This is a genomic window from Herpetosiphon llansteffanensis (genome assembly GCF_003205875.1).
GTDB lineage: Bacteria > Chloroflexota > Chloroflexia > Chloroflexales > Herpetosiphonaceae > Herpetosiphon > Herpetosiphon llansteffanensis.
The window spans coordinates 87,626-112,792 of the sequence record NZ_PUBZ01000103.1; the positions used below are offsets into that span (position 1 = coordinate 87,626).

The window sequence follows — 25,167 nt, forward strand, 5'->3', positions numbered from 1 at the left end:
CCCGTAAGCCAACCCTCTCTCCCACTGTACGCGGGCGAGGACGAGTCACCTCCATCCTGGAGAAAATACCATAAAAAAGCCCCTCTCCCGCTAGGTGGGAGAGGGGTTGGGGTGAGGGATTTTCAAACTTATTATTTACTTTTTGGTGGCGGCGGCGATCAAGGCATGCACGCCGCTGATCAACTCGCTGGGATTGGGGTGCAAGCCTTCGCCCAACAAGGCTGTGCCATACAGTTGCTCAACTGCAACCTTGAACAACTCGCCTTGATCTGGCTCGTCGAGCAGCGCTGCCAAGTTGTGGACAATCGCGTGGCGTGGGTTGAGCTCAAGAATTCTGCTTGGTACGCTATATTCTTGGCCCATCAAACGTCGGATGCGATCCATATCGCGGCCCATATCATCGCCAGGGGCGGCCAAACGCACAGGGTTGCTGCGCAGCAACTTCGAGCCACGCACTTCGCTAATTTGCTCGCCCAATAATTCTTTGATGCGATCGCCAAGTTGGCCGAGGGTAGCTGCTGAGAGCGAGCCTTCCAGCTCAACATCGTCGCCAGCAATATCTGCATCATCGACTGAACGCAGCTTTTTGCCTTGGAAATCGCGCAAGCTTGAGATCACAAAGCTATCGATTGTTTCATGCATCAACAGCACTTCGTAGCCGCGTTCGTTGAAATAATCGAGGTGCGGCGAACGACGAGCGGTTTCCACATTGTCGGCAGTCACATAATAAATATCTTCTTGGCCTTCCTTCATGCGTTCGACATACTCGCTGAGCTTGGTCAAGCCTTCGCTGTTGGTCGAGTGGAAGCGCAAGAGTGGTTCGATTTGGCTGCGTGTGCCGGGATCAGTGACCAAACCTTCTTTGAAATATGGCCCAAATTCACGCCAGAAATCAGCAAATTTTTCTACATCGTTATCGGCCAAGGTTTCAATTTCTTTGGTGATTTTGTTGGTGATAATTTTGGCAATTTGGCGCAACGTCCCGCTGCTTTGCACCGTTTCACGCGAGACATTCAACGGCAGATCTTCTGAATCGACCACGCCTTGGACAAAGCGCAAATGCTTGGGCAACAATTCTTCGTTGCGCTCTTGGATGAGCACCTTGCGCGAGTAGAGCTTCAAGCCTGGATCAGGGATTTGGCGCATCATGCCTTGCTCGCGTTTGGCGGGCAAGAACAAAATTGCATGCAAATCGACTGGCGCATCGGTGCTGATATGCACGGTGCTCAGTGGCTCGCTGAAATCCATCGTGGTTTGGCGATAGAAATCGTTATATTCTTCTTGGCTGACTTCGCGTGGTTGTTTGCGCCACAGAGCGGTGCGTTGGTTGAGCACCTTCTTTTCGTCGCCCTCAGCAGAATAGATTGGGAAGGCCACGAAATTTGAGTGTTGGCGCACAATTTGTTCAAGTTTCCAGCGTTCAGCGTATTCTTCAGCATCTTCTTTGAGCACGATTTCGATCGTCGTGCCGCGTTCGCTACGTTCTGCTGCTTCCAAGGTGTAGGTTGCTTCGCCACGCGAAGTCCAGCGCCATGCAGTTGCATCGGGCTGATGCGATAACGAGGTAACCCGCACTTCATCGGCGGCCATAAAGACCGAATAGAAGCCCACGCCAAATTGACCAATGATTTCGCTGCTATTGGTTGGGTTGGCTTCGCCAAGCTTTTGCAAAAAGGCTTTTGCGCCTGATTGTGCAACCGTACCCAAGTTTTTAATCATATCGTCGCGCGTCATGCCGATGCCGGTATCGCTAATGCGAATGATGCGCGCATCTTTATCTGCTTCCAAGGTGATCGCCAATTCCAGCTCAGGGTCGCGCACATCTTGGTTGGTCAGCATCTCGAATTGCACCCGATTCAAGGCATCGGAGGCGTTCGAAATTAATTCGCGCACAAAAATCTCGCGGTGCGTATACAGCGAGTGAATCAAAATATGTAAAACTTGTTGTATTTCAGCTTGAAATTGAAACTGTTCGCGCTCGTTGGCAACGTCGTGTTGCTCAGCCATAGGTCGCTACTCCTTATGCAAACTGCTAAATCGGAATTTAACCGCTAGGCCGATTGTAGCATAGCCAAGCCCACCACGAGAAGGCTTCTACGTTAGCATTGTGTTGGAGATACGGCATACGACTGAGTTCAAGCACGCTAAAATTTGGTATATCTCAGCTAGGATTTTTAATTGGAGGTTGATTCATGCAAACACTATTAAGCGCTGCTGGCTTTGTTCGGGTTGAGTATCAGCAATTGTAAAATTCCCTCACCCCCCAACCCCCTCTCCCACTGAACGAGGGCGAGGGGGAGCCGACTCTTTTGTACGAAGAAATTGGGGGAGAACCACGGCATTAAAGCCCCTCGCCCGTTGGACGGGAGAGGGGTTGGGGTGAGGGGATATGATAAATAAGCGCGCTGATACTTGCAATGCTGGGTTAATCGTTGTTCTAGCAGGAGTTGCATGTGCAACAGCAAGCGCGTTTGAGTTATCTGGTTTTATCATTCAGCACTCGGCTGATGTTGAGTTGTATTTTTACCGCCTCGATGCTCTATCGAATTCAAGTACTTGGGCTTGATCCATTGCAATTGGTGTTGGTAGGCACCGTTTTGGAAGCAGCCGCCTTCGGCTTGGAAATTCCTACGGGCGTGGTCGCCGATATCTATAGTCGGCGTTTGTCGGTGGTGCTTGGCGTAGCCTTTTTGGGCTTGGGAGCGCTCAGCGAGGTTTGGCTGGGCAGTTTTGTTGGCAGTTTGTTGGCACAAGTCGTTTGGTCCTTGGGCTATAGCCTGATGAGTGGCGCAACCGAGGCCTGGATTACCGATGAACTCGGCGTTGAGGCGGTCGAAGCGCTGTTTCTCAAGGCTGCGCAGCTCAATAGCATCGCCAGTTTAGTGGGCATTGGCGTAGGGATTGGCTTAGCCCGCTTTGGCTTGGCATGGCCGATGATCAGCGGTGGCGCTGCCTTGGTTGGCTTGGCGTTTTGGATGCGTTGGCTGATGCCAGAAACTGGCTTTGCCCCCGCTGCTGCTGCTGAACGCCAAAGTTGGGGCCGCTTTGGCGCAACCCTTAGTCATGGCTGGCAAGCGGTGCGAATCCAACCACTGCTGATCAGTTTAATGCTGATCAGTGCGATTGCTGGAGCTGCGTCCGAAGGCTACGATCGGCTGTGGGAAGCGCATTTGCTGACCAATATTGGCCTGCCAACATGGCTGAATTGGCAACCAGTCACATGGTTTGGCGCAATTGCAGCGCTTGGAACGCTGGCCAGTTTATTGGCGGTTAGCGTGATTAAACGCTTGGCCAGCAACACCAGCGAACGCAGCATGTTGCTGTTGCGCTGGCAGTATGGCTTGTTGGCGGCGGGCTTGCTTGGTTTGGCATTCGCCCAACAATTTGCTGTAGCATTATTTTGGATTATGTTAATTCGAATGTTACGCCAAAGCATTCAACCGTTGTATAGTGCTTGGCTCAATCGGCTGATTGAAAGCCGCAGTCGGGCGACAATTATCTCGATGGATAGCCAAGCTGATGCCTTCGGCCAGATTTTGGGTGGCCCAATCATCGGCTTAATCGCCAGTCGCATGGGCCTACCAGCAGCATTTGTGGCCGCGAGCTGCTGTTTATGGCCCATGCTGGTGTTATTACGGCGGAGGCAATTAACCAAGTAATAAATTAAAATAAAGCTGCTTAAATTGATCAGTCATGAGCGTAGTTCGCTACGCCATGGCTGATTTTTTTAATTTTTAAATTCCAGATAAAAACCCAACAATTAAATACATCTAAAATAATTGTCGCATGCGTGTCGCAGGCCTTTCACAGGGTTGTCGCACCGAGAAAACGAAGCTGTGTCCAGACCCAAATTGATACAGCTTAGGAGGCTCTCAGTGTACAACTCATCAGCAATTAGTCGCCGCATCCTACTCGCCTTCGCAACCTTCGGCCTGATTTTGGTCAGTTTTGTTTACACTGCCCTCACAAGCAGCCAAACACTTCAAGTTGATACACCAGCAGCCAATACCGCATGGCAATGGGGCGACATCGAAACCATCACTGCCACCCAACGCTTGCAAACTGCACCACTCAACACCGCCTGGCAATGGGGCGACATTGAAACCATTACCGCCACTCAGCACTTGCAAATCGCTCCGCTCAACACCGCCTGGCAATGGGGCGACATCGAAACCATCACCGTCACCCAGCACTTACAAACTGCACCATTGAATGTTGCATGGCAATGGGGCAATATTGAATCAGGCAGGCTTTAGCCGAGAAGGAGAACGCGGCATGGATACAGCAGCTTTTCCGGAACGTTGGCATTCCATTCCGCGTGAGATTGCAGCCTTGATGCCAAACCAACCCACCTTGCCCTACGCAGCACACTTAATTTTGAATTCGATCGCGCGGCATTCGTACCAACTTTATCAACATTCGCTGCGGGTTAGCCACATGGCATGGCATATGAGCCAGACGCTGGGCCTACCAACGTATGAACATCAACAGCTTTGGTTGGCAGCACTCTTGCACGATTGTGGCAAAACCCGCCTACCGCGCAGCGTGATAGTTCGTCCAGCGCTTGGCAGCCCGCATTGGGAAGTAGCGCTTTATCACCAGCATGTCAACGAAGGCATCGCGATTTTGCAGGCCTATCCCAGCTTGCACGGGCTAATTCCTTTGCTGGCTGAGCATCACGAACGACTCGATGGCACTGGCTTTCCACGCGGCAGCAAATATCCAACTCGCAGCGCGCAAATTATTGCCTTGGCCAATGCCCTCGACCATCTGCGGGCACAACCAAACAGCCTTAGCAATAATCTGCAAGGCTTGATCGATCAGGCAATCGGCCAGGATTGGGATTCAACAGTGGCGGCGACGGCGCTTAGTGCTTGGCGGCAAACCAATCTGGCTGAGGCTGGATAATCTGCTCATGCCATTCGGCGGCCTGCTGGCGCAAGCGAGTTCGCACCAACGCCAAGGCATCAGCCGATTGATCAGCAGCAATCCAGCGCCGACCTAAACGTTGCGCTACCGCCGCCGTCGTGCCAGAGCCACAACACAAATCGGCAACCAGATCGCCTGAATTGCTTGCAGCGAGGATAATGCGCTCCAACAAGCGTTCAGGCTTTTGGGTGGGGTAGCCCAAGCGCTCGGCAGCCATCGGGTTGAGCATAGGAATATCCCAGACATCATCAACTGGCGTGCCATCGGGATGCGGCAAATAGCGCTTGCCCGCCGCCGAACGAATGCCCGCCTTGGCAAAACCACTGCTTGCTTTATAGGGTTGGCGCATTGCCTGCAAATTAAATGTCCATTGTTGGGGATGCTTGCTATACCAGAGAATCGTATCGTGCTTATGCGAAAAGCTGCGGCGCGCACGACCTCCACCAGTGTAATGCCAAATAATTTCATTGCGAAAACAATCGAAGCCCCAAATCCGATCAAGCAGCACTTTAGCATAATGCACCGCCCGCCGATCAAGGTGCAAAAACAACGAGCCATGGGCAGCCACCAGCTCGCGCGCCGCCAGCAAGCGTTGTTCGAGCCAAGCCAAATATTCGTTCAAGCCACCTTGCCAACGATCATCAAATGCGCCAGCGCTATCGGCAAACACCCGACCAGCAGCAAACGGCGGGTCGAGATACAACAAATCGATCGATTGTGGCGCGATTGTGGCGATAACGTCGAGCATTTCGCCCTGAATAAGCTGATTTGAGTGCTGCGAATTCACGCCCAGTCCTTCTAAACTATGCTAACGATTGAAGCAACAAACTGGCCAAGCGTTCGCGGCTGGTTGTTTCCAATTGATAGAGATCTTGCTCGATATTGGTTTGGGTCATTAGCAAGGCCTGATCGCCAGCCTGCAACAGGGTATATTCGCGGCTCAACACTTGTTGGCCTTGATAAACCACCGCATTAAAAATTGTGGTGGTGTGATGTTGGCTCAACATAGCAATAAATAGATTTGCTGCGTCCGCCGAAACTCCAGAATCACGCAAGGCTTGCAACGCTGCCTGCTCCTCGCTGCCTTCGATCAGGCTCCGCGCCTCGGCCAAAACCGTGCTTTGAATATGAAAACGCAGCGGCGTTTGCGCAACACCAGCATAGCCACACCAATCAAGGCTCTGATTGGCTAATTCTTGCAACGAGCCAAGTGCCTGCAAGCGTTGTGCATCGGGATTGAGCACTTCATGAAAAACGACTGAATCGGCGTGTTTGTGGCCAAAGGCTTGCAACAACGAGCCATTGCTTGGCACATGATGCAAAATTAGGCTGCGTTGGGGATAGGCGCAGGTTGCGACGAGCGCCAAGGTATCGCGGGCGATCATCAGCATGCCATCGTGATCAGATTGGGCGAGATTGCGTTGGCGCAAACTGGCTTCGCCCTGCTGCATCAGCTGCGCATGCGCGCCCGAATTGGCGGCTGGCTCAACGCCCATAATCGTTGCGGCGCTGACCACTGCACAAATCGTCACCAGTTCGGCGCGATTTAACTCAACAACTGCACTCATTCCAACCTCCAACAATCAACAAAGCTAGCTCCATTGTAACGGTAAAATTGCTTGGGCCATGCTAAAATGCTAGCTGCACTCGCTTTCTTGAATGTGCTACGAAGGAGCTGGTTTGATGCAATTGACAATTTTGGGCTGTGGTGGCTCCATGGGCGTGCCAATGATGGCGTGTGATTGTGCTGTGTGCATGTCGAATGAGCCGCGCAACCAGCGTACCCGCACCGCTGCATTAATTCAAAGCCCAACGACCACAATTTTGATCGATCCTGGCCCTGATTTGCGGATGCAAGGCTTGCGTCAAAGGCTCTCACAACTTGATGCGGTATTGGTGACCCACCCACATCAAGACCATATTGGTGGCATCGACGATCTGCGGCCATTTACCTTAAACACGCAACGCAGTTTGCCGCTGTATGCCAACCAATTTACCCTCGATCGAATTCGCTACCAATACGATTATGCCTTTGCCAGCGGCGAATCGGCCTCAACGCGGCCAAGTTTGAGCCTCAACCAGCTTGATGGCACAGCCTTCAGCATCGGCGATGTGGCGATTATGCCCTTGCCAATTGAGCATGGCAACTGGCAAATTTTGGGCTTTCGGTTTGGCGATTTGGCCTATATGACTGATGTGAGCCAGATTCCAGAACCAACCTTTGAGCTATTGCATGGCGTAAAAACCTTGGTGATTGGGGCCTTGCGCCATGAGCCACACCCATTGCATTTTACGGTTGCGCAAGCGCTGGCAGCGGTGGAGCGAATTGGGCCGCAGCAAGCCTTTTTTGTGCATACCAGCCATAGTCTCGATTATAAAACTGAGAACGCCAACTTGCCCAGCCATGTGCAACTTGCCTACGATGGCTTGGTTTTGCCAATTCAAGTGTGAGACTTTTTGATCGTGAAATGAGACTTTTGCTCAGCGTCGCGCTGTTATGCTACACCCATCGAAATCAAAGAAGGAGTGTAGTAATGAAACGCAGAACCCATCACCTTTGGCGCTCGACGCTGAGCCTACTTGGAACGGTTGGCTTACTCGCTGGCAGTTTCTCAATGACCAGCAGCTCAGCATCGGCCCAAACCAACAGCGCCCAACCATGTTTGACTGGCGATCCATTTCAGTTGAATGCGCTCAAAACCAAATTGAGCCAAGCCAACCCACCAAGTGGTGTGCAACGAGTCAATCGCAACTTGACAGTCGAATTTATTACGACTGGCGTGCTGACCAGCGAAGCACCAATCATGCCGAGTGAGCCACTTGAAACTGGCGATGATGAGCCATACGAACGCGAGCCAGTGCCTGCTGCGACCGCCACGTTTCGGGTGTTCAACACCCTAACCTTGAAAGAGTTTCGGGTGGTGATGCAAGCCAATGCAGTGAGCAGCATCCGCGATTGCTACGAGCGCAACAATTTGCTCAGTGGCAACGCGCCAAGCGATTACGCAGGCAACATCGATGCCCCAGCGCCGCAACGCAGCAAGCAAAGCGAAGTTTTCACGCCCTTTGGCTGGAGCAATAGCGATGATAACCGCCAATTAAAAACCAATACCAGCCAATATCCATTACGCACAATCAGCCAATTTTCACGCGTCAGCGGCAACCAAGACTCCAACTGTACTGGGACGTTTGTTGGCCCACGCCACTTAATTACCGCAGCTCACTGTATCAATCGCGTAGGCACCAACGTGTGGTTTACCACCAAAGTAACGCCTGGGCGCAATGGCACAGGCAGCGGTTCAGCACCCTATGGCTCAAGCGTGATTGAACTTAATCCATCGCCACCAGTTGAATCATGGTATTGGACGTTTGAAGAATGGCGCGACCCTAACCAAAGCAATCGTCGTCGTTGGGACATTGGGATGATCGTTGTGCCAGATCGTTTGGGCGATACGACCTACTGGATGGGCGTTGCGCCCCGCACGGCCAGCTATTTGAAGAACACCGCCAGCTATAATCGGGGCTACCCAAATTGTAATGGCGTTGGTGCTGAACGTGGTAATGCACCAGCAGGCTGTCAAGTAGCTCGTATGTATGGCGATCCAAACGATTGTGGTGCACGCTGGTTCAAAAATTCGGATAGCGCTAATTGGTCAATGCGCTACGATATCAAATGTGATATTAGTGCAGGCCATAGTGGCAGCCCAGTTTATCATTATGAATATAGTGCCCATCACGGCCAAGAAATGCCAGTCGTCTCAGCCGTGGTTATCACCGAAGAATGTTTCACCTGTTCAAATCTTAACTCGTATGTGAATACGGTTCGTCGGGTAACGCCTTCAGTCATTGACAACTTCGTTGCCTTACGCGAAATCTTCAACTAACAACCATTAGTATCCACAACAAAGCCCGCTGCAACAAGTGCAGCGGGCTTTTGGCATTATTGGCGATCTACTTTTTTGCGTTGTCGGTGATATTTCGCCATTGCCCGACCCCATTCTTTGGCCTTTTGTTGGCGCGGATTGGGCGGTGGGCGATCGTCATTTTTGCGTTCTCGGCGCTCAGCTATTTCTTCGGCTTCTTGGTCTTCAATCCACTCTTCGTTCAAATAATTTCGGGTTTGGCCTTTCATGGCGACAGCTTACTCCTCAATAGAAATTGATTCCGCAACGCGAGCGCTACGGGGAGTCTGTCCCAGGGCCGATATTTAAGGTTATCGTGCCCTAGCTACTATAGCTCCCCGTTTGAGAAAACAATCACGGCAGCCATATATACCCTCCTTGGTTTCAAAATGTATCTGGTCGATAGTGTAAATAGCATACCAATTTTTTTGCTCCATCGCAAGACTGAATTTTAACCAGATTGGTGGGAGATTTTTTCACCCGATCAACAAAAAACCACCCCTATGCTGTGCATAGAGGTGGTTTGAGCGAAACAAGCGTGGTCTATTGTTCGACGGTAAATTCACCATCAACAACACCATCATCAGCTGGTTTGGCGTTAGCAGTTGCGCCAGCAGCAGCAGCTTGGTCGCTGCTATACTGGGCTTCGCCAATGCTCATCAAGGTTTGTTGCAATGTAGCCATTGCTGCTTGAATACCTGCATCGTCGTCTTCGGCAATTTTCGTGCGCAATTCGGCAATTTGAGCTTCTGCTTGGCTCTTGACGCTTGGGTCAACGTTATCGCCTACGTCGCTGAGCGTTTTTTCAGCTTGATAGGCAATGTTATCAGCTTGGTTTTTCAGCTCAATCTTGGCCCGACGGGCTTGGTCGGCTGAAGCATTCGATTCAGCGTCGCGCACCATCTTTTGCACATCGTCCTTGCTCAGGTTGGTGCTGGCCGTAATCGTGATCTTTTGCTCTTTGTTGGTGGCTTTATCCTTCGCCGAAACGTTGATAATGCCGTTTGCATCGATGTCAAAGGTCACTTCGATTTGTGGCACACCCCGTGGCGCAGCCGTAATGCCTTGCAATTGGAAGCGCGCCAAGGTCATGTTGTCGCCAGCCATCTCGCGCTCGCCCTGCAAGACGTGAATATCAACTGCGGTTTGGCCATCAGCCGCCGTGCTGAACACTTCCGACTTGCGAGTTGGGATGGTGGTGTTGCGATCAATCAACTTGGTCATAATGCCACCAAGGGTTTCAACACCCAATGACAATGGCGTAACGTCGAGCAAGAGCACGTCTTTGACTTCGCCGCCAAGCACACCAGCTTGAATTGCAGCGCCGATGGCAACCACTTCATCAGGGTTCACGCCCTTGTGTGGGTCTTTGCCGGTCAGCTTGCGTACCAATTCTTGGACAACTGGCATCCGGGTTGAACCACCGACCAACACGACTTCATCGATTTGGGTTGCTTTCAAGCCAGCATCTTTGAGTGCTTGGGTGAAAGGCCCTTTGAGCCGTTCAGTCAAATCGGCAGTCAATTGCTCGAACTTCGAGCGGGTCAGGTTGGTGACCAAGTGTTTTGGACCGCTAGCATCTGCCGTGATAAATGGCAAGTTGATTTCGGTTTCCATGGTCGTCGAAAGTTCCATCTTGGCTTTTTCTGCAGCTTCTTTCAAACGTTGCAACGCTTGTTTATCGCTGGTCAAATCAATGCCTTGATCTTTTTTGTACTCGTCGATCAACCATTTTACAATCCGATGGTCATAGTCATCGCCACCAAGGTGCGTATCGCCGTTGGTTGCCTTGACCTGAATCACGCCATCGCCCACTTCGAGCACTGAAACGTCGAAGGTACCACCACCAAGGTCGAATACGAGAATCGTTTCGTCGTTCTTTTTATCCAAGCCGTAGGCCAAAGCAGCAGCAGTTGGCTCGTTGATAATCCGCAGCACTTCCAAGCCAGCGATTTGGCCAGCATCTTTGGTTGCTTGGCGTTGCGCGTCGTTGAAATAGGCTGGAACCGTAATCACAGCTTGGCGAACTGGCTCGCCTAAATATTGTTCAGCATCGTTCTTGAGCTTTTGCAAGGTCATGGCCGAAATTTCTTGTGGTGTGTAATCCTTGCCAGTGCGAGGAACACGCACCCGAGCATCGCCACGAGGGCCATTGACAATTTCGTATGGAACGGTGCCGCGTTCTTGGTTTGCTTTATCAAACTCCAAGCCCATAAAGCGCTTGATTGAGAAAATTGTATTTTCGGGGTTGACGGTTGCTTGCCGCTTGGCAGTTTGCCCAACCAATCGTTCGCCGTTTTTCGAGAAGGCCACAACTGATGGTGTGGTGCGACCACCTTCAACGTTTGCAATAACCGCTGGATCGCCACCTTCCATAACAGCGACTACCGAGTTGGTTGTCCCCAAGTCGATCCCTACAATCTTTGCCATAGCGGTTAATCCTCCAAAAAAATGGTTTATTGATATGTCTTAATCTGTTGCGTATCTATTGGAACAGGGCTGCATCGCTGCCCGACCTGTGTATGGAGTATAGCCGATCATCCACTAGAACAATATAGATGGAATGTTAGTTTTGTGTAAGAGAAAGAACATAGAGCAGAGAACATAGAACATAGGGAAAGGCAGAAGGCAAAAGGCAGAAAGCAGAATTCAGAAGTCAAAAGGCAGAAATTTAACGCAGCGGCGCAGAGCAACGATGGCTATGGGCTAGAGGCTTTGGGCTAGTAAGAACAGAATCACAACAATCTGTGTAATCTGTGGCGAAAAAAATCGTTCTTCGTGGAATTCGGGCAATTCGTGGCTAAATCGTTAAACTTCTATGTTCTATGTGTAATGGTTCATTCGATTGGCAATCGCATTCCCTCACCCCCCAGCCCCCTCTCCCACTGAACGCGGGCGAGGGGGAGCCGACCGTTTTGGATCACGCATCGCGACATAACCGCACGATTAAGCCCCTCGCCCGCGCACGGGAGAGGGGTTGGGGTGAGGGGATCAAACCGTAGTTAACCTGATGAACCAGTACATCTATGTTCTATGCTCTTTGCTCTATGTTCTTCGTGGATCAAAATGGGGATCAGTTGCCTGATCCCATTAATTGTTCAAGATACGGCGTAACACCCCAAAATTGCTTCAGCGCTTCGTATTCGGCCACAGCTTTGGGGTCGGGCTTGGTGCTACGGGTGGCTCGAATCATTAAATTCTTGCCAGTATGCTCTGCATCAACAAACTCGATAATTTCGCTGCGATAGCCATTAATCCGCAGAATTTGCGCTCGCAAACTGTCGGTCACCAAATCGGCGGTGCGCTGGCGAATGCTGCCATGGCGCAACATTGGGTTGAGCACATTGGCCTGAATCTGATGAGTCAGATGTTTATGGCAACATGGCACGCTCAAAATTGCTTGCGCTTGGCTACGCAAGGCTAAGGCCAAAGCATCGTCGGTGGCGGTGTCGCAGGCGTGCAACGAAAAAACCACATCTGGCTGCTGCGCTGGTTGCCAATCGGCCAATGGCGTTGCAATAAACTCCATGCCCGTGTAGCCCAATTCTTCAGCTTGAGCACGACATTTATCAATTAAATACTCGTTGGAATCGACCCCAATGACCACCGCCGCCAAGCCCTTGATATTGACCAAATAATGATAAGCAGCAAAGGTCAAATAGGCCGAGCCACAGCCAGCATCAAGAATCCGCAATGGTTGATCAGCCTGCGGCTCCAGCTCCAGCTCATCAAACACGCGCAAAAATTCGTTGATTTGGGTGTATTTTTTGCTCATGCTGGCGCGAATGATCCCATCGTTGGTCATAATGCCCGTTTTTTGCAAATAGGCATCTGGGCGATCGCTGGGCAAGGGCAGAGCTTTTACGTGATTATGGCGCAAATCTGGCGCGGCAGCTTGATTGCGGGCGCGACTCAGAATGACTTTGCCTTTTTTGCTGCGCTGCACTTGAATCCGCTCGCTGGTGGTTTCTAGCGTAATGTTGCTCAGCGGAATGTCGATAATCTCGCCAAGCGCGGCGCTGGCTTGCTCAAGCACATAATTTTTGGTGATATTTTGGCGCTGATCAAAATAGGCTGCTTGCCATGCCCGCCCATTTTTTAGTTGCACAGGCCGCACCACCACGCGCTGCCAACGCATATCGGCTGCCCGCGCCGCGCCACTCATGGTCAGGCGCACAAAATCGTCAGTTAATGCCAACGCAATCAATTGATCGCGGTAATTTTCTGCTGTTAGTTGCATAGGTTAACCATTGTAATAGTTTAAAATCTGATCAATTTGGCGGCCATAATGCTCGCCAAACAGGGTTAAATGCACCAATAACCAATACAGTTGATAGAGCTGCTGGCGCTCGTGATAGTCGTTTGGTAGCGGCCACGTAGTCTGATAAGCTGGCAAAAATTCGCTGCCAAAGCCACCAAACAAGCTAGCAAAGGCAATGTCGGTTTCGCGGTCGCTATAACTAACCGCTGGATCGATTAAGCCTGGCTGGCCTGTATTGGTCGTAATTACGTTGCCAGCCCACAAATCGCCATGGACAAGGCTTGGCAACGGCTGATGCGCCAACAAGCGATCAAGCTGATCGGCCAAGCGCTGGCATTGCTGCTGGCGTTGTTTGGGCATGCGGCCTGCTTGAGCTGCTAATTCAACCTGTGGCCAAAAGCGCTGGTCGCGCCAAAATTCGGCCCAGTTGGCGCTTGGTTGATTGGGCTGGGCCAAGGCTCCAATAAAATTGGCCCGTGAGTAGCCAAAACTTTGGCCAAGCTTACGATGCAATTGGGCTAAGCCAGCGCCAAGATTACCAGCCTGATAACGACCTTGAGCTTCAAACCATTCAAGCACCAACCACGTTTGGCTCACGCCCAAAACCGCTGGCACAGCCAAGGTATGGGTCGCCGCCAAACTAGCCAATCCATCGGCCTCGGCCACAAAAAAATCCTTGGCTGGCTGCTCGCGCCATTTGAGCAAGGCCGTTTGCTGGCCAATTTGAATCTGCACAGCATGGTTAATATCGCCGCCAGAGATTGGCTTGATTGGCCGAATATTGGCGGCGAAATGTTGCTCAAGGCTGTGTTGGATGCTGGCGGGGAGCATTAGCTGGCAGCTTGACGTTTTTTGCGCCAAATTTTATAGCCAATAAAAACCACTGCCAAAGCAACCAAGGTTGCTGGCACGGCAATCACTGCGGCCTCGCCAATCGCCTTGAATACCGAATCAACTTGGACTTTGCTGGTAAACACCATCTCGCCTTCTGGCGCACCTAATATCAAGCGCAAGTTCCATTGATCGCTGATCGTAAAACGCAAGCGTTCGCTGGTGTAGCGGCCAGCGTTACGATCTTGATTTTCCGGCACCATGATAAACAATTCTTCGCGGCCAATGCTTTCGGGCGCTGCATACAGCTGCACCAAATTGAGCGGCGAAGGCTGGCCCGAAGTGGCATCGGTAATCACCACCCGCAAGAGGGCATCGCCAACAGCTGGTGGATTGGGGGCAAGCGTGGCAACAACGTGATACGCGCCGCGCACTTCGTCGATTAACACTTGCTCGGTTGGATTATCCGCGAAAGCGCGGTTGGGCAGGAGCACCAGCAACGCTAGTGCCACAATCATAAAACGTAGAATGCGCATACTTCCCTATGGTACAATGCTTCAGCCTGCGCCATTGGCGGCGCATTGCGTGTAGTATATCGCGATTTTAACCAAACCTGTCGTGGGGATGTCATGTTTTTAATTGTTGGGCTGGGCAATCCAGGCGAAAAATATCTGAATAATCGGCATAACGTGGGCTTTCAATGTGTGGCTGAATTTGCCCGCCGCCATGGCTTGAGCTTCGATGGCAAGCGCGCCGATGCCCGCATCGCCGAGGGCAATATTAATGGCCAGCGCGTTGCTTTGGCTCGCCCGCAAACCTTTATGAATGATAGCGGCAAATCGGTCGTAGGCTTGGTTAATTGGTACAAAATCGATCCAGCCAGCGAATTATTGATTATTTATGATGATTTGGATTTGCCGTTTGGCACAATTAAGCTGCGCAATCAAGGCAGCTCTGGTGGCCAGCGCGGCATGAATTCGATTATACAATTGCTCGGAACTCAAAAATTTGCCCGCTTGCGCTTTGGGATTGGCCGCCCGCCAGAAGGCTGGGAAGTGATCAATTTTGTGCTAGGCAATTGGAATGCTGCCGAACGCGAAACCTTGCCAAATTTATATGATCGCGCGGTTGAAGCCTGCGAAATATGTATTCGTGATGGCATCACCAAAGCTATGAATGCGGTCAACGGCGAAGCACCCAAGCAAAAGAAGGAAACGAAGGCGAAAGAATCGCAGGATAAGGAGCCAGCCAATGAGCAACCACGTTGATTATGAGCAAGCCCGCAGCTATTGCCAAAGCCTTGATGATGTGGTCGAAGATCATCCGTTTGGGCCTGAGCCATTGGTGTTTAAAATTGGCGATGAGCGCGGCAAAATCTTTGCCTTGTTGACGCAAGGCGAATCAGCCAACATTAGCCTAAAATGTGATCCTGATCGGGCTGAAATGTTGCGCGAGCAATATCCGGCGATTACTGCTGGCTACCATTTAAACAAGCGTCATTGGAACACGATTGTGCTTGATGGCAGCGTGCCCGACGAAGAATGTTTGGCCTTGATTAGCCATTCATATGATTTAGTGCGGCCAAAACGGCGTAAAGCCAAAGCCTAGGTTTTGAGGTTAATCAATGGTGCCGTTGCAGATTGTAGCCGTGCGCAATGCCAAACAGCGGCAGCAGTTTATTCGTTTTCCGTGGAAGGTCTATCGTGGCGCGAACCCCGACCCGTTGTGGGTTCCGCCGTTGTTGCTCGAACGCGAGCGCTTTTTCAACCCCAAGCATGGCGGCTTCTTTGCCCATGGCGATGTGCAATTGTTTCTCGCCCAACGCGGCGCTGAAATCGTGGGCACAATCTCGGCCCACATTAATTTTCTGCATAATCGCACCCACAACGAACAGATTGGCTTCTTTGGTTTTTTCGAGGTCTTGGACGACCATGAAGCTGCCACCACATTGCTACAAACTGCCTGCGATTGGGTGCGCGATCGAGGCTACAAGGCAATTCGTGGCCCCATGAATTTTTCAATTAATGATGAATGCGGCTTGCTAATCGAGGGCTTTGAGCTAGCGCCCGTGATGATGATGACCTACAATCCACCACGTTATGTTGCGTATGTTGAACAAGCGGGCTTTGGCAAGGCAATTGATTTGTATGCGTGGGTCGTTGATCAACGCAGCTACGCCGAAAAAGGCCGTGGCGTGAAAATCGAGCGGGTGGCAGCCTTGGCCCAAGCCCAAACTGGCTTGAGCTTTCGCAAGCTCAATATGCGGCGCTTTGCAGAAGAGGTTGAGGCTGGTTGGCATGTCTACAATCAAGCTTGGGCCAACAATTGGGGCGCAATTCATATGACGCTGGCCGAATTTCGCCATTTGGCCTATAGTTTCAAGCCCTTTCTCGACCCCGAAGTGATGATTGTGGCCGAAGATCAGGGGCGGATGGTTGGGTTACTCATCGCAGTGCCCGATATAAATATTCCCTTGCGCTACAGCGATGGGCGTTTATTGCCCTTTGGCTGGCTCACAATGCTGCGGCACAAGCGCGAAATCAATCAAATGCGGGTGTTGATTATGGGTGTGTTGCCCGAATATCGGCGGCGCGGGATTGATGCAGTATTCTATCGCGAGGTGCGCAATGCTGGCATCAAGCGTGGCTATCATACCGCCGAAATGTCGTGGATTCTCGAAAACAACGATGTGATGAACAACACGATTGCTGGGCTTGGCGGGCGGCGCTACAAAACCTACCGAATTTACGAGAAAAAGCTTGTTTAAATTGGTCGAGAGCAACCGTAATAGTTGCTCTCGTATTGCAAGGCAAGACTAGGAGTTAGGTCAAAGTCCCCTCACCCCAACCCCTCTCCCACATTGCGGGCGAGGGGCTTTTCGTTTGGTGGTTTTGGCGTAATTTGTAGTCAATCCATGGGTGCTACCCCTCTCCACATCCAGTAGGAACTGGGCTTGGTGGGCGACGCTACAAAACCTACCGCATTTACGAGAAAAAGCTTGCTTAAATTGGTCGAGAGCAACCGTAATAGTTGCTCTCGTATTGCAAGGCAAGACTATGATTTAGCCGTTGCTCTTAACGCCTAGAAGCGTCGCGTCCTACCAGGTTGCTGGCGGATCGCTGGCTGGAAAACTGGTATCAACTGCTTTATCTTCGTTCTCCAACGATTCTTCTTTATTGGTTTTGGCTTCGACCTTCAGTTGCTCGGTGTATTGTGGGTCGTTGCTGGCTGGCTTTTCGCCAACGACATTCGACTTCACCGCCGTGCGTTCTTCTTCGTCTTCAATGACCTTGCGGAAGCGTTCGAGATCTTCGGCAACCGCTTTTTGCGGATCGTTGCCAAATAATTTAGCAATTGCTTCGCCAACTGCCCCAGCTGGTGGTTGATAATCGAGCTTAACCCGAACTTCGGTTTGCTCATCGCCCAATGAGGTAAATTCTACGCGGCCTTGGTTGGGCAAGGTCGAATTGGGCAACGAACGCCAAGCGATATATTCGTTGAGCTTTGCATCGGCAATTTCAGCATCCCACGAAATGCTCAGGCCCAACGGCGCTTTGGCTTCCCAATGGCTGGTGCCATTTTGAAACATCTTAACGCTATTGAGATAGTGCATAAATTTGGGCAGGTTTTCGAAGTTGCCCCAGAAGCGGAAAACCTCGGAGACTGGCTGTTCAACCGTGACCGTATGTTCAACGCTAATCGCTTTGGCTTGATCAACGCCTGCTTGATCAGAATTGGTGTGATTTGTCGGAATCGGAATCCGTGGGGTTGTTGGGGCAGCAGGCTTGCTCCACGTCGATTCGGCTGCTTGGCCAGCAGTATTAATATTGAGGGCGCTATAAGCTGGGCAATGGCCAGTCAAGCCGCGCCACAAGAGCGGTGCGCCGCCAGCAATTGCTGCCAAACTTACTGGCAGATGCCGCCGCATAATCCCAAACGCAACCAGTGCGCTGCCGCTTGCTACCGAAAGCAAGCGCTCAGTTTGATGCACATTTTTCTCAGTAGCCATACAGAACTCCTTCACTAGTAGGCTAATGCAAACTACTGAGCAGTATCGCAAGTTACGTACCACAAATTTGATCCACGAAGGACACGAAGAGCACGAAGCGGGGAGGTTTTAGGGGGCAGTCATCAGGGATTAGCCACTGAAACCGCGAAGGACACGAAGCAGCATTCAACCAAATAAGCGTTTAACGCAGCGACTCAGAGAAACGATGGCTTTAGGCTATGGGCTTGTGGCTCTAGGAGAAGAATCAAAACAATCTGTGCAATCTGTGGCTAAAATAATTATTCGTGGCGAAAAAAAGCATCATTTTAACGAAGAGGCACAAAGCATCGATGGCGAGGTAGACATGTGGTCGTCAATTCAATGAAGAATTACATCCCAGGCAATAGCATTGCGCTCATTATGATAGGATTGTTGTTTGAGGTTTAGCTACGCTCGGATCTTGGGGCATCGAGGATTTTTACTGATTAAAAGGAAGGATGGAATGCTATGCCACGTGATATTCGCCAATTTACGGTTAATGGCCATGCTTTCGATGAAGCGATTCGGCACGAGGAAAATGAGATTACGCGCCGATTGTTGATTGCGGTTCGCTTTTACCTGTTTCACCGTCTGTATCATGATCGCTATACGCCGCCCGACCATCCCGTTGATGTTGCGTTTTTCATGAATGTTATGCACGATTTCTTTGAAGGCCATGACGATATTCGTAACATTTTAGCAGGAAAAGAGATTAATTCCTTTGAGGCTGATTAACGTATTTCAGAAATTTGGATTTGCTGGTTGCGCATCATTTTGATATTGCCTATGCTGAAACCACGCTCGCTACTTTTTAAATTGAGGGAAATTGATGCCTAATTACAGCTTAAATATCCAGTTAACCCCGATCGCAACCACCTGTTACCAGCTTTTTGGCTGGACTCCGACGCGCCAGATTGATCCTTCTGCGCACTTGGCGGCAATTCAACACGCCACCTATCCCAGCTTTCCGCTGGCTGAAGCCTTTTTGACCAGCTTTGGAGGCCTAACAACGCGTATCGCTGCTCATCCAGCAGGTGAAACCCCGCTCTATTATCACGATACAATTCCCTATATTTTCGATCGTAACCGACTGTTTGAGGATTTTATTCCCGCCAATGCCCAGCATTGTGATGATGATGCAGCGCCTGGTTGGCTTGAACATCCGTTTATTAAGCGGCAGCAACGGCAGATTTGCCCCATTGGCTCCTATGATAACGATGCAACAATCTTATTGACCGCCGATGGGTTGGTGCTGCTTGGAAAATATTATGGTGTTCCCGGGGAAAATAGTCGGAAGCCAATGTTGCGGCTCGTCGGTCAAACGCTTAGTGATGGGCTTAATCGGCTTATTGAACAAGCAACCTATTATTATCCCTAGGAGGGAAATCTATGTTTCCATCTGTTCTTCAAATGGTTATGGCCGATGCCAACTGGAAACCTGCGATTGATCGCGATCCAACGCCATGGCTCGATGCCTTGGCGACGCACCACTATCCGCTGTTTCCAGCCGCAGAGGCCCTCTTGGCAACCTATGGAGGATGTGCCTTCACGACCACGTGTTGGCATGATACGGCATTTGAACTGACGGATACACTCGCTGGAATATTTGAATGGCCTGCATCAGAGATTGAAATTAGCATTGATCCCTATCGTGCAAAAGCCTTAACAGAAGCAAAAATTTGGCAAACCCATCCCTATATCCTGCACACTAACCTACAGCTGGCTCCAATTGGCCACGTCAGCTACCCAACCCAGAGTGCAGCATCGCTTTTTGTATTGTCGAATGGTTGTATTCTGCAGGGCCAATGGACATATAATCGGCTTGATTGGAAGCTGCCTAGTGTTCCAGTATTAAGTATGCTGGGAGCCAGTCTTGAGCAGGCCATAGAAAAAATTCTTTATGCTGGGTTATTAATTATGGAGCGTACGCCAGATGTGATCCACGAAGGGCACGAAACGCACGAAGCCTAGAAATGTGAATCAATCCAATAATCGCGCCGAGAAATAATGTATCCACCGTTATTTTAGGGAATCCGAATCGTGCGTACATAGAGTATGAAGGCAATTACAACAAAAAGCAGTGAAAGTCGATAGGAAATTGGCAACATGGTCGGTGTTCCACGCCGTTTGAAGAGCAACCAGCCATCACGACTTATTCCGATCAGTAAACATACAAGCGCTATAGAAAGTGGAAATACCGTCCAAAACTCTGGTGTAAACCGAACATAGCGCTGAAATGTTGATCCTAATGTTCTGTGTTCAACATACTCAGGCAATTGGAAGAGAATGACCATGATCACCGGAAAACAACCACCAATCACGGCAACCACCATTCTAATTATCATGCGCCAGCGATAGGGTGGCCGATTAGTGGGAACCTGATATTTCGGTTGCATCCGTTTATTCCTCACGATTAACCAGTAGCTGAAGGGTAGGTGTAGCGCATTGCTATCATCAAGCAACTACTTGACTGAAACAGGTTTAGCTAGGTACAAGAATTGGATGGGTTGAACAAGCAATATTCGTTAAATACAATTCGTGCAATGGTTATGAACGGAAGAGTTTAATGAACTCATACATAACTAACCAACTGAATGACCCACCAATCAATAGGAGCGCGCTCAGGTACAGTTTCCATGGAGGTTTGCGCCACAACCGTCTCGATCGCATGTCCATGAGTATGGCCACAAGGAGGATGAAGAGTCCGATCATAACTGGTACTACGACATACAATTCATGGAGATAGCTAGCTGTACTCAGAATGGTTGCTCCCAGTGCACGCTGTTTCAGAGCATAGGTGATGTGATAATGCAAGAATGCTGCGCTCCCCGCCCAACCCATGAGCGAAATCACTATTCTTAGCAGCATCCATCCATACGATTCTTTCTGAGTAGGAACATGATATTCTGGTTCCATATGCTTATTCCTCACGGTTAACCAGCATCTGCAGGGCTGTTACGTCAGGGCAGTGGGTTTGCATAACCAGATTCCACTCAAATCGTTGTCCATCCTTCGAAAAAATGCCATGCGATTGACCAGGCTGAGTATCTACATAGTCAATGCTAAATCCGGCGGCTAGCAGCTCCGACTCAAAAAAGGCTGCAATGGCATCCGGATCGCCCATCACCCCCGATGAAGGTAATTGGGCCAGTATCTTTTTCATAACGGCCTTTGATGCGCGCCATCGGTGGTAAGGGTATCGTCGCCAGTTCTGGTTGGGGTGGTAAGGCAGAAACCATGGTAAAACATTCGGGCAAGGCTGTTGTTGCTGGGGCAGAGGCAGGCTGGGTTGGCGCAACAGATGACGAGCCACAGCTGATTAATGAAACCACAATTAACCCATAGCCGAAAAAACCAACTCTCATGGCGGATCTCCTTATCTCTATAATGTTGTAGGCAGCGGTGCGGCTCGCTACCACGCCGCTGCTATACAGGTATCAATTATAAAACAGCTGCTCGCATACGGTTTGCGCAGATTAGGATTTATTCAATTTGGCTCAATTGATTATCTTGCCATTTGATATGCCCGCGCAGCAGCAACGAGGCCGAGCGTAGTTTGTAGATCATATCGTTGATGAAGTTGCGCATAATGCGATAGCCAATCGCGGTATTTGTATCGCAGAGCGCCGAAAGCTCAGGCCCTTTGATCACCAATAAGGTGGTTGGGTTCATGCTGGCAACCGCTGTGGCCGAACGACTGCCACCGCCAAGCATGGCAATTTCGCCAAACGCTTGGCCTTCGTAGGCGGTGTTGATCGTCGATAAGCGACTTTGGCCGTCGGAGCCACGGGTCTGAACTTGAATTTCCACCGCGCCATCGTGCACAACATATAAATCGTCGCCATCACTATCTTCGCGGAAAATAATTTGGCCTTTTTTGGCTTTGGCAACTTTGCAAAGCTGGGCAATTTGGCTTAGTTCCAGATCGCTTAGCCCAGCAAAAATATCGACGCGACGTAACACTGCAATGACACTACTGTTCATCGTTCCTCCGGCTTGGTTGGGGCGAGAATAAAAATGCATCGAGATCGAGGGTGGTTTGGGTGGTGTTGGTTTCGTGTTTTTCAGGAATATAGCGCGGGATGGCGATGCAGAAGCGTGCGCCGCCGCTCGGTGCGCTATCAACCCAAATCCGCCCATTGTGCAGTGTAATAATTTCGCGACATAAATACAAGCCTAAACCCAAGCCTTCAGTGCTTGATCCGGTGCGGCGAATCCCCGGCACTCTGTAGTAGCGTTCGAATAGGCGTTCGCGTTGGGCTTGCGGAATGCCAGGCCCTTGATCGTCAACTTGGACATAGCCAAAATGCTCATCGCTAAACACGCGTACCCAAATTTGGGTTTGTTGTGGGCTATAGCGAATGGCGTTGGTCAAAAAGTTGGTGGCAACTTGGCGCAATTTAAGCGAATCGCCATACACGACGCTATCGTTAACTTGCTCAAAGTGCAAGGTATGATTGTTGGCTGTTTGGCGGGCATGGGTCACAACTGAATCAAGCAAAATGCCCAAATCAACAGCATCAAGCTGAATCGTATAGCGCTCGGCATCAATCCGCGACACATCAAGCAAATTATCGACCAGTTGCACCATAATATTAACTTGCTGGCTAAGCGTGATAAAGCCCCGTAAATCGCGGCCTTCAGTGGCTTGTTTCAGCTCGCGGCGCAAGAGCAAATCGCTGTAGCCTTTGATCGCGGCCAATGGCGAGCGCAACTCGTGGGCTGCAACCGCCAAAAACTCATCTTTGGCTTCTTCCAAACGGCGCTGCTCGGTAATATCGCGAAACACAATCACCGCGCCATCAAACGAGGTATCGCCGCTATCAATTAATACTGAACGCCGCAAGGGCGCACCGCTAAAGCTCAGCACCACATCTTGATCTTGGCTGCCAGGCACAATTAAACGATAATCGCGAAAGACTTCGCCAGCCAAGGCGCGAGCAAACGGCAACATATCAGCCTCGACCGAACTGCCATCGAGGTAGCGCGCGCCTGCCTCGCTGCTAGTCGCCAAGGTTGGCAAAATCGAAATTTCCAACAAGCCTGCGGCAGTTTCGTTGGCCAGAATTAGCTCGCCAACTCCGTTACAAATTGCCACGCCATCGGCAATCGATTCGATCACCGTGCCAAGCCGTTGGCGCTCGCGCTGGCTTTCTTCGTATAAGCGGGTATTGGCAATTGCGATGCCAATTTGCGAACCCATCGAAACCAGCGAGGGCCAATCGATATTTGTGGCAAGGGTTTGGTAATTGCCATACAGCACCAAAACGCCGACGATCGTGCCGCCCGCCAAGAGAGGCATCGCGGCCCGCCCCATAATATCCTCGCCAAGATCGCTGGTGCTAATAACTGGGCGCAAGGTGGGCTGGCCATAATAAACCACATCTTCAAGCACGCTATTGGCTTGGCTCGAACCAAGCAGCAGCGCCTCACGCGGTGGGAGTTGATGTTGGGCTGCTAAAGTGATGCTGCGGCCACCAGGCGAGGCCAAACAAATTGCCCCACCATTGGCGCTAACGACCTCAATCACCACCAACAAAGCCACATTCAGCAAGTCGGGCAAATCGGATGAGGTGCTGATTGCAGTCACAACTGCATCAAGTGCAGCCAAACGGCGGCGTTGGCCGCGAGCATCGGCCTGTTGACGCACCAGCTGCAACAACGAACCAAGTTGATCAAGGGTTGGTTGCAACCAAGCAGCCGAATTGGCGTTCAGGCTGGGTTTGCTGCAAAAGAACTCAATTACGCCGCTGGGCCGCCCATTGCCACCCAAAGTAAAAGCAGTTACTTGAAACGAAATAGGCAATAAGGCGCGCCAACGGTTGAAAAGCGCCTCGCGGCGGCGACCCAAAGCCCCAAACATGGTCCGATATTCATCAATATTGTGGGCAGTAAGCGCATGGCCTTCGCTGATGACGCGGCCAGCCAATGCTTCGCCGCTCCGCACTTGCAAGGCACTTAATGCCTCGCGGTCGTCGACGCTAAAATCCTCGTGGCTCGCATTATTGAAGTGGCTTAGCAGGTAACGATGTGAAGTAGCACTATAAAACCACACTGCAATCGCATCGACAGCTAAAACGTGGCGCAATTGGGCACTAGCGGCGGTTATCAAGCGCGCCGGATCATCAACATTCATAATATCGTTCATGATCCGCGAAAGTGCTAAGAGCCGGGCTTGAATCCGTTTGCTGCCCATCGTTTGGAGCTGTCGATGGCCGCGTTGCCGTGATCGTTCTGTCATCGCCGCTGTTCCTCATCCCACGCAATGTTCCACGCGACAGCTCGCCGTAAGCCTTCGGCTAAAGCAACTTGGGGCGTGTAACCCAAGAGTTGGCGTGCTCGCCCGATGTTGGCCACGTAGTAGGTGACCTCACCGGCGAGTTTTGACGGTTGCACGTTAATCGTTGCTTCAATTTGCAACGCCTCGGCGATCAATTCGGCCATACGAACCAGGGTATTGCCTTCGCCATAGGCTAAATTAAAGGTCTGATTGGCAACTTGGCCACTGACAATCCGCTCGATTCCGCGCACAATCCCATCGACACAATCGTCGACGTAGGTGAAATCGAGGGTTTTTTCACGCCCAAAGACGGTCACAGGTTGGCCGTCGCGAATGCGGCGAATGAACAGGGGAATTACCCGTTCCATACGTTCGATGTCGTTATCGTAGCGCCCATAGACATTCGAAAAACGAAAAACCAAATAGGGCAGGTTGTAACATCGGGCATAGGAATAGATAAATGCTTCGCCGCTGATTTTTGAGGCTGAATACGGGCTTTCGGTATACACAAAGTCGGCTTGGGCTTCTTCGGTTAAGTAGCGATGAATATCACCATAGACTTCACGTGATGAGCTAAAAATGATTGGCACTTGTTGATGGCGACAGTATTCCAATACGTTATAGGTGGTCATCACATTTTCCAACGCTCGGTGCGGATAGGTCACCAATTCGTGAACTTTGGCGTTGGCCGCCAAATGCACCACGACATCGGGCTTGGGATAGGGCACGCCGCCGATGCCGCCTTCAAAATCGCGGTAGGGTGCGCCCAAATCCTGAATCACATACTCAAAGGCTTTTGTCCACGTGTTGACCCGTTGATCAACTCCAAACACTTCATGGCCATCTGCGAGAAGGCGTAGCGCCAAATTGGTGCCAATCTGCCCACTGGAACCGGTGATCAAAACCAACACGGGAGACTCCTTGCTTAGTATGGTGT

25 protein-coding genes are annotated in these 25,167 nt (G+C 50.8%); 11 read left to right on the forward strand and 14 right to left on the reverse strand.

The annotated features are described in order from the left end of the window. Positions 1 to 135: 135 nt before the first annotated feature. Positions 136 to 2,007 carry a molecular chaperone HtpG gene (gene htpG, locus C5S61_RS15330; protein ID WP_110516105.1) on the reverse strand — a complete coding sequence of 624 codons (1,872 nt, stop codon included), beginning with the start codon at positions 2,005 to 2,007 and terminating at the stop codon, positions 136 to 138. Between the two features lie 446 nt (positions 2,008 to 2,453). Between htpG and C5S61_RS15335 the strand changes: the two genes are divergently transcribed. The 3 genes from C5S61_RS15335 to C5S61_RS15345 all read left to right on the forward strand — a co-directional run bounded on the left by C5S61_RS15335 (position 2,454) and on the right by C5S61_RS15345 (position 4,908). Next, positions 2,454 to 3,659, forward strand: a complete 1,206-nt coding sequence (locus C5S61_RS15335) for an MFS transporter (protein WP_110516108.1) — start codon at positions 2,454 to 2,456, stop codon at positions 3,657 to 3,659. A gap of 216 nt (positions 3,660 to 3,875) precedes the next feature. Next, the gene (locus C5S61_RS26615) at positions 3,876 to 4,256 is read left to right on the forward strand and encodes a hypothetical protein (protein WP_124033439.1); all 381 of its coding nucleotides are present in this window, start codon (positions 3,876 to 3,878) and stop codon (positions 4,254 to 4,256) included. A 19-nt stretch (positions 4,257 to 4,275) separates the two neighbouring features. Next, a complete protein-coding gene (locus tag C5S61_RS15345) occupies positions 4,276 to 4,908 on the forward strand; it encodes an HD-GYP domain-containing protein (RefSeq protein WP_164689515.1) in 633 nt (210 codons plus the stop codon). On the opposite strand, the gene C5S61_RS15350 is transcribed toward C5S61_RS15345, so the two are convergent. Then, positions 4,868 to 5,716: a DNA-methyltransferase gene (locus C5S61_RS15350; protein ID WP_110516115.1), complete on the reverse strand. Its 849-nt coding sequence runs from the start codon at positions 5,714 to 5,716 to the stop codon at positions 4,868 to 4,870. The genes C5S61_RS15345 and C5S61_RS15350 overlap by 41 nt on opposite strands. A gap of 16 nt (positions 5,717 to 5,732) precedes the next feature. Beyond that, positions 5,733 to 6,497: a hypothetical protein gene (locus C5S61_RS15355; protein ID WP_110516117.1), complete on the reverse strand. Its 765-nt coding sequence runs from the start codon at positions 6,495 to 6,497 to the stop codon at positions 5,733 to 5,735. Between the two features lie 115 nt (positions 6,498 to 6,612). Between C5S61_RS15355 and C5S61_RS15360 the strand changes: the two genes are divergently transcribed. Next, positions 6,613 to 7,380, forward strand: coding sequence for an MBL fold metallo-hydrolase (locus C5S61_RS15360; RefSeq protein WP_164689517.1), 768 nt, complete (start codon positions 6,613 to 6,615; stop codon positions 7,378 to 7,380). 83 nt (positions 7,381 to 7,463) lie between these two features. Then, a complete protein-coding gene (locus tag C5S61_RS15365) occupies positions 7,464 to 8,813 on the forward strand; it encodes a trypsin-like serine peptidase (protein ID WP_110516121.1) in 1,350 nt (449 codons plus the stop codon). 56 nt (positions 8,814 to 8,869) lie between these two features. Here C5S61_RS15365 and C5S61_RS15370 read toward each other — a convergent pair whose 3' ends face one another. The 5 genes from C5S61_RS15370 to C5S61_RS15390 all read right to left on the reverse strand — a co-directional run bounded on the left by C5S61_RS15370 (position 8,870) and on the right by C5S61_RS15390 (position 14,459). Then, entirely contained in the window at positions 8,870 to 9,061 is a 192-nt protein-coding gene (locus C5S61_RS15370) for a hypothetical protein (protein ID WP_110516123.1), read from the reverse strand. A 313-nt stretch (positions 9,062 to 9,374) separates the two neighbouring features. Continuing rightward, a complete protein-coding gene (gene dnaK, locus C5S61_RS15375; protein WP_110516125.1) occupies positions 9,375 to 11,261 on the reverse strand; it encodes a molecular chaperone DnaK in 1,887 nt (628 codons plus the stop codon). 643 nt (positions 11,262 to 11,904) lie between these two features. Continuing rightward, complete coding sequence (locus C5S61_RS15380) at positions 11,905 to 13,071, reverse strand: class I SAM-dependent methyltransferase (protein ID WP_110516127.1); 1,167 nt, start codon at positions 13,069 to 13,071, stop codon at positions 11,905 to 11,907. 3 nt (positions 13,072 to 13,074) lie between these two features. Beyond that, positions 13,075 to 13,923 carry a fructosamine kinase family protein gene (locus C5S61_RS15385; protein WP_110516129.1) on the reverse strand — a complete coding sequence of 283 codons (849 nt, stop codon included), beginning with the start codon at positions 13,921 to 13,923 and terminating at the stop codon, positions 13,075 to 13,077. Then, on the reverse strand, positions 13,923 to 14,459 hold the full coding sequence (locus C5S61_RS15390; RefSeq protein ID WP_110516131.1) for a hypothetical protein: 537 nt from the start codon (positions 14,457 to 14,459) through the stop codon (positions 13,923 to 13,925). Before C5S61_RS15390 ends, C5S61_RS15385 begins: the two co-directional genes overlap by 1 nt. A 93-nt stretch (positions 14,460 to 14,552) precedes the next feature. Here C5S61_RS15390 and pth point away from each other — a divergent pair, with 93 nt between their 5' ends. Genes pth through C5S61_RS15405 form a run of 3 tightly spaced genes read left to right on the forward strand, consistent with a single transcriptional unit; the run spans position 14,553 to position 16,690 of the window. Next, positions 14,553 to 15,191 carry an aminoacyl-tRNA hydrolase gene (gene pth, locus C5S61_RS15395; protein ID WP_110516133.1) on the forward strand — a complete coding sequence of 213 codons (639 nt, stop codon included), beginning with the start codon at positions 14,553 to 14,555 and terminating at the stop codon, positions 15,189 to 15,191. Continuing rightward, entirely contained in the window at positions 15,175 to 15,531 is a 357-nt protein-coding gene (locus C5S61_RS15400; RefSeq protein WP_110516135.1) for an MmcQ/YjbR family DNA-binding protein, read from the forward strand. Before pth ends, C5S61_RS15400 begins: the two co-directional genes overlap by 17 nt. Positions 15,532 to 15,547: 16 nt before the next feature. After that, positions 15,548 to 16,690, forward strand: coding sequence for a GNAT family protein (locus C5S61_RS15405; RefSeq protein ID WP_110516137.1), 1,143 nt, complete (start codon positions 15,548 to 15,550; stop codon positions 16,688 to 16,690). Between the two features lie 330 nt (positions 16,691 to 17,020). On the opposite strand, the gene C5S61_RS15410 is transcribed toward C5S61_RS15405, so the two are convergent. Continuing rightward, positions 17,021 to 17,932: an SRPBCC family protein gene (locus tag C5S61_RS15410; RefSeq protein ID WP_110516138.1), complete on the reverse strand. Its 912-nt coding sequence runs from the start codon at positions 17,930 to 17,932 to the stop codon at positions 17,021 to 17,023. Between the two features lie 486 nt (positions 17,933 to 18,418). Here C5S61_RS15410 and C5S61_RS15415 point away from each other — a divergent pair, with 486 nt between their 5' ends. The 3 genes from C5S61_RS15415 (at position 18,419) to C5S61_RS15425 (ending at position 19,921) form a co-directional block, all read left to right on the forward strand. Continuing rightward, positions 18,419 to 18,685, forward strand: coding sequence for a hypothetical protein (locus C5S61_RS15415; RefSeq protein WP_110516140.1), 267 nt, complete (start codon positions 18,419 to 18,421; stop codon positions 18,683 to 18,685). Positions 18,686 to 18,779: 94 nt separating this feature from the next. Beyond that, positions 18,780 to 19,328, forward strand: a complete 549-nt coding sequence (locus C5S61_RS15420) for an SUKH-3 domain-containing protein (protein ID WP_110516142.1) — start codon at positions 18,780 to 18,782, stop codon at positions 19,326 to 19,328. Positions 19,329 to 19,339: 11 nt separating this feature from the next. After that, positions 19,340 to 19,921 (forward strand): SUKH-3 domain-containing protein, encoded by a 582-nt coding sequence (locus tag C5S61_RS15425; RefSeq protein ID WP_110516143.1) that lies wholly within the window; start codon positions 19,340 to 19,342, stop codon positions 19,919 to 19,921. A 53-nt stretch (positions 19,922 to 19,974) separates the two neighbouring features. Here C5S61_RS15425 and C5S61_RS26620 read toward each other — a convergent pair whose 3' ends face one another. The 5 genes from C5S61_RS26620 to C5S61_RS15450 form a co-directional block, all read right to left on the reverse strand. After that, positions 19,975 to 20,346 (reverse strand): hypothetical protein, encoded by a 372-nt coding sequence (locus tag C5S61_RS26620; RefSeq protein WP_124033440.1) that lies wholly within the window; start codon positions 20,344 to 20,346, stop codon positions 19,975 to 19,977. Positions 20,347 to 20,870: 524 nt separating this feature from the next. Then, complete coding sequence (locus C5S61_RS15435) at positions 20,871 to 21,113, reverse strand: hypothetical protein (protein ID WP_110516147.1); 243 nt, start codon at positions 21,111 to 21,113, stop codon at positions 20,871 to 20,873. 320 nt (positions 21,114 to 21,433) lie between these two features. Further along, positions 21,434 to 21,934, reverse strand: a complete 501-nt coding sequence (locus C5S61_RS15440) for a cyclic nucleotide-binding domain-containing protein (protein WP_110516149.1) — start codon at positions 21,932 to 21,934, stop codon at positions 21,434 to 21,436. After that, positions 21,924 to 24,191: a GAF domain-containing sensor histidine kinase gene (locus C5S61_RS15445; protein WP_110516151.1), complete on the reverse strand. Its 2,268-nt coding sequence runs from the start codon at positions 24,189 to 24,191 to the stop codon at positions 21,924 to 21,926. Before C5S61_RS15445 ends, C5S61_RS15440 begins: the two co-directional genes overlap by 11 nt. After that, positions 24,188 to 25,141, reverse strand: a complete 954-nt coding sequence (locus tag C5S61_RS15450) for an NAD-dependent epimerase/dehydratase family protein (protein WP_110516153.1) — start codon at positions 25,139 to 25,141, stop codon at positions 24,188 to 24,190. Before C5S61_RS15450 ends, C5S61_RS15445 begins: the two co-directional genes overlap by 4 nt. Positions 25,142 to 25,167 lie beyond the last annotated feature (26 nt).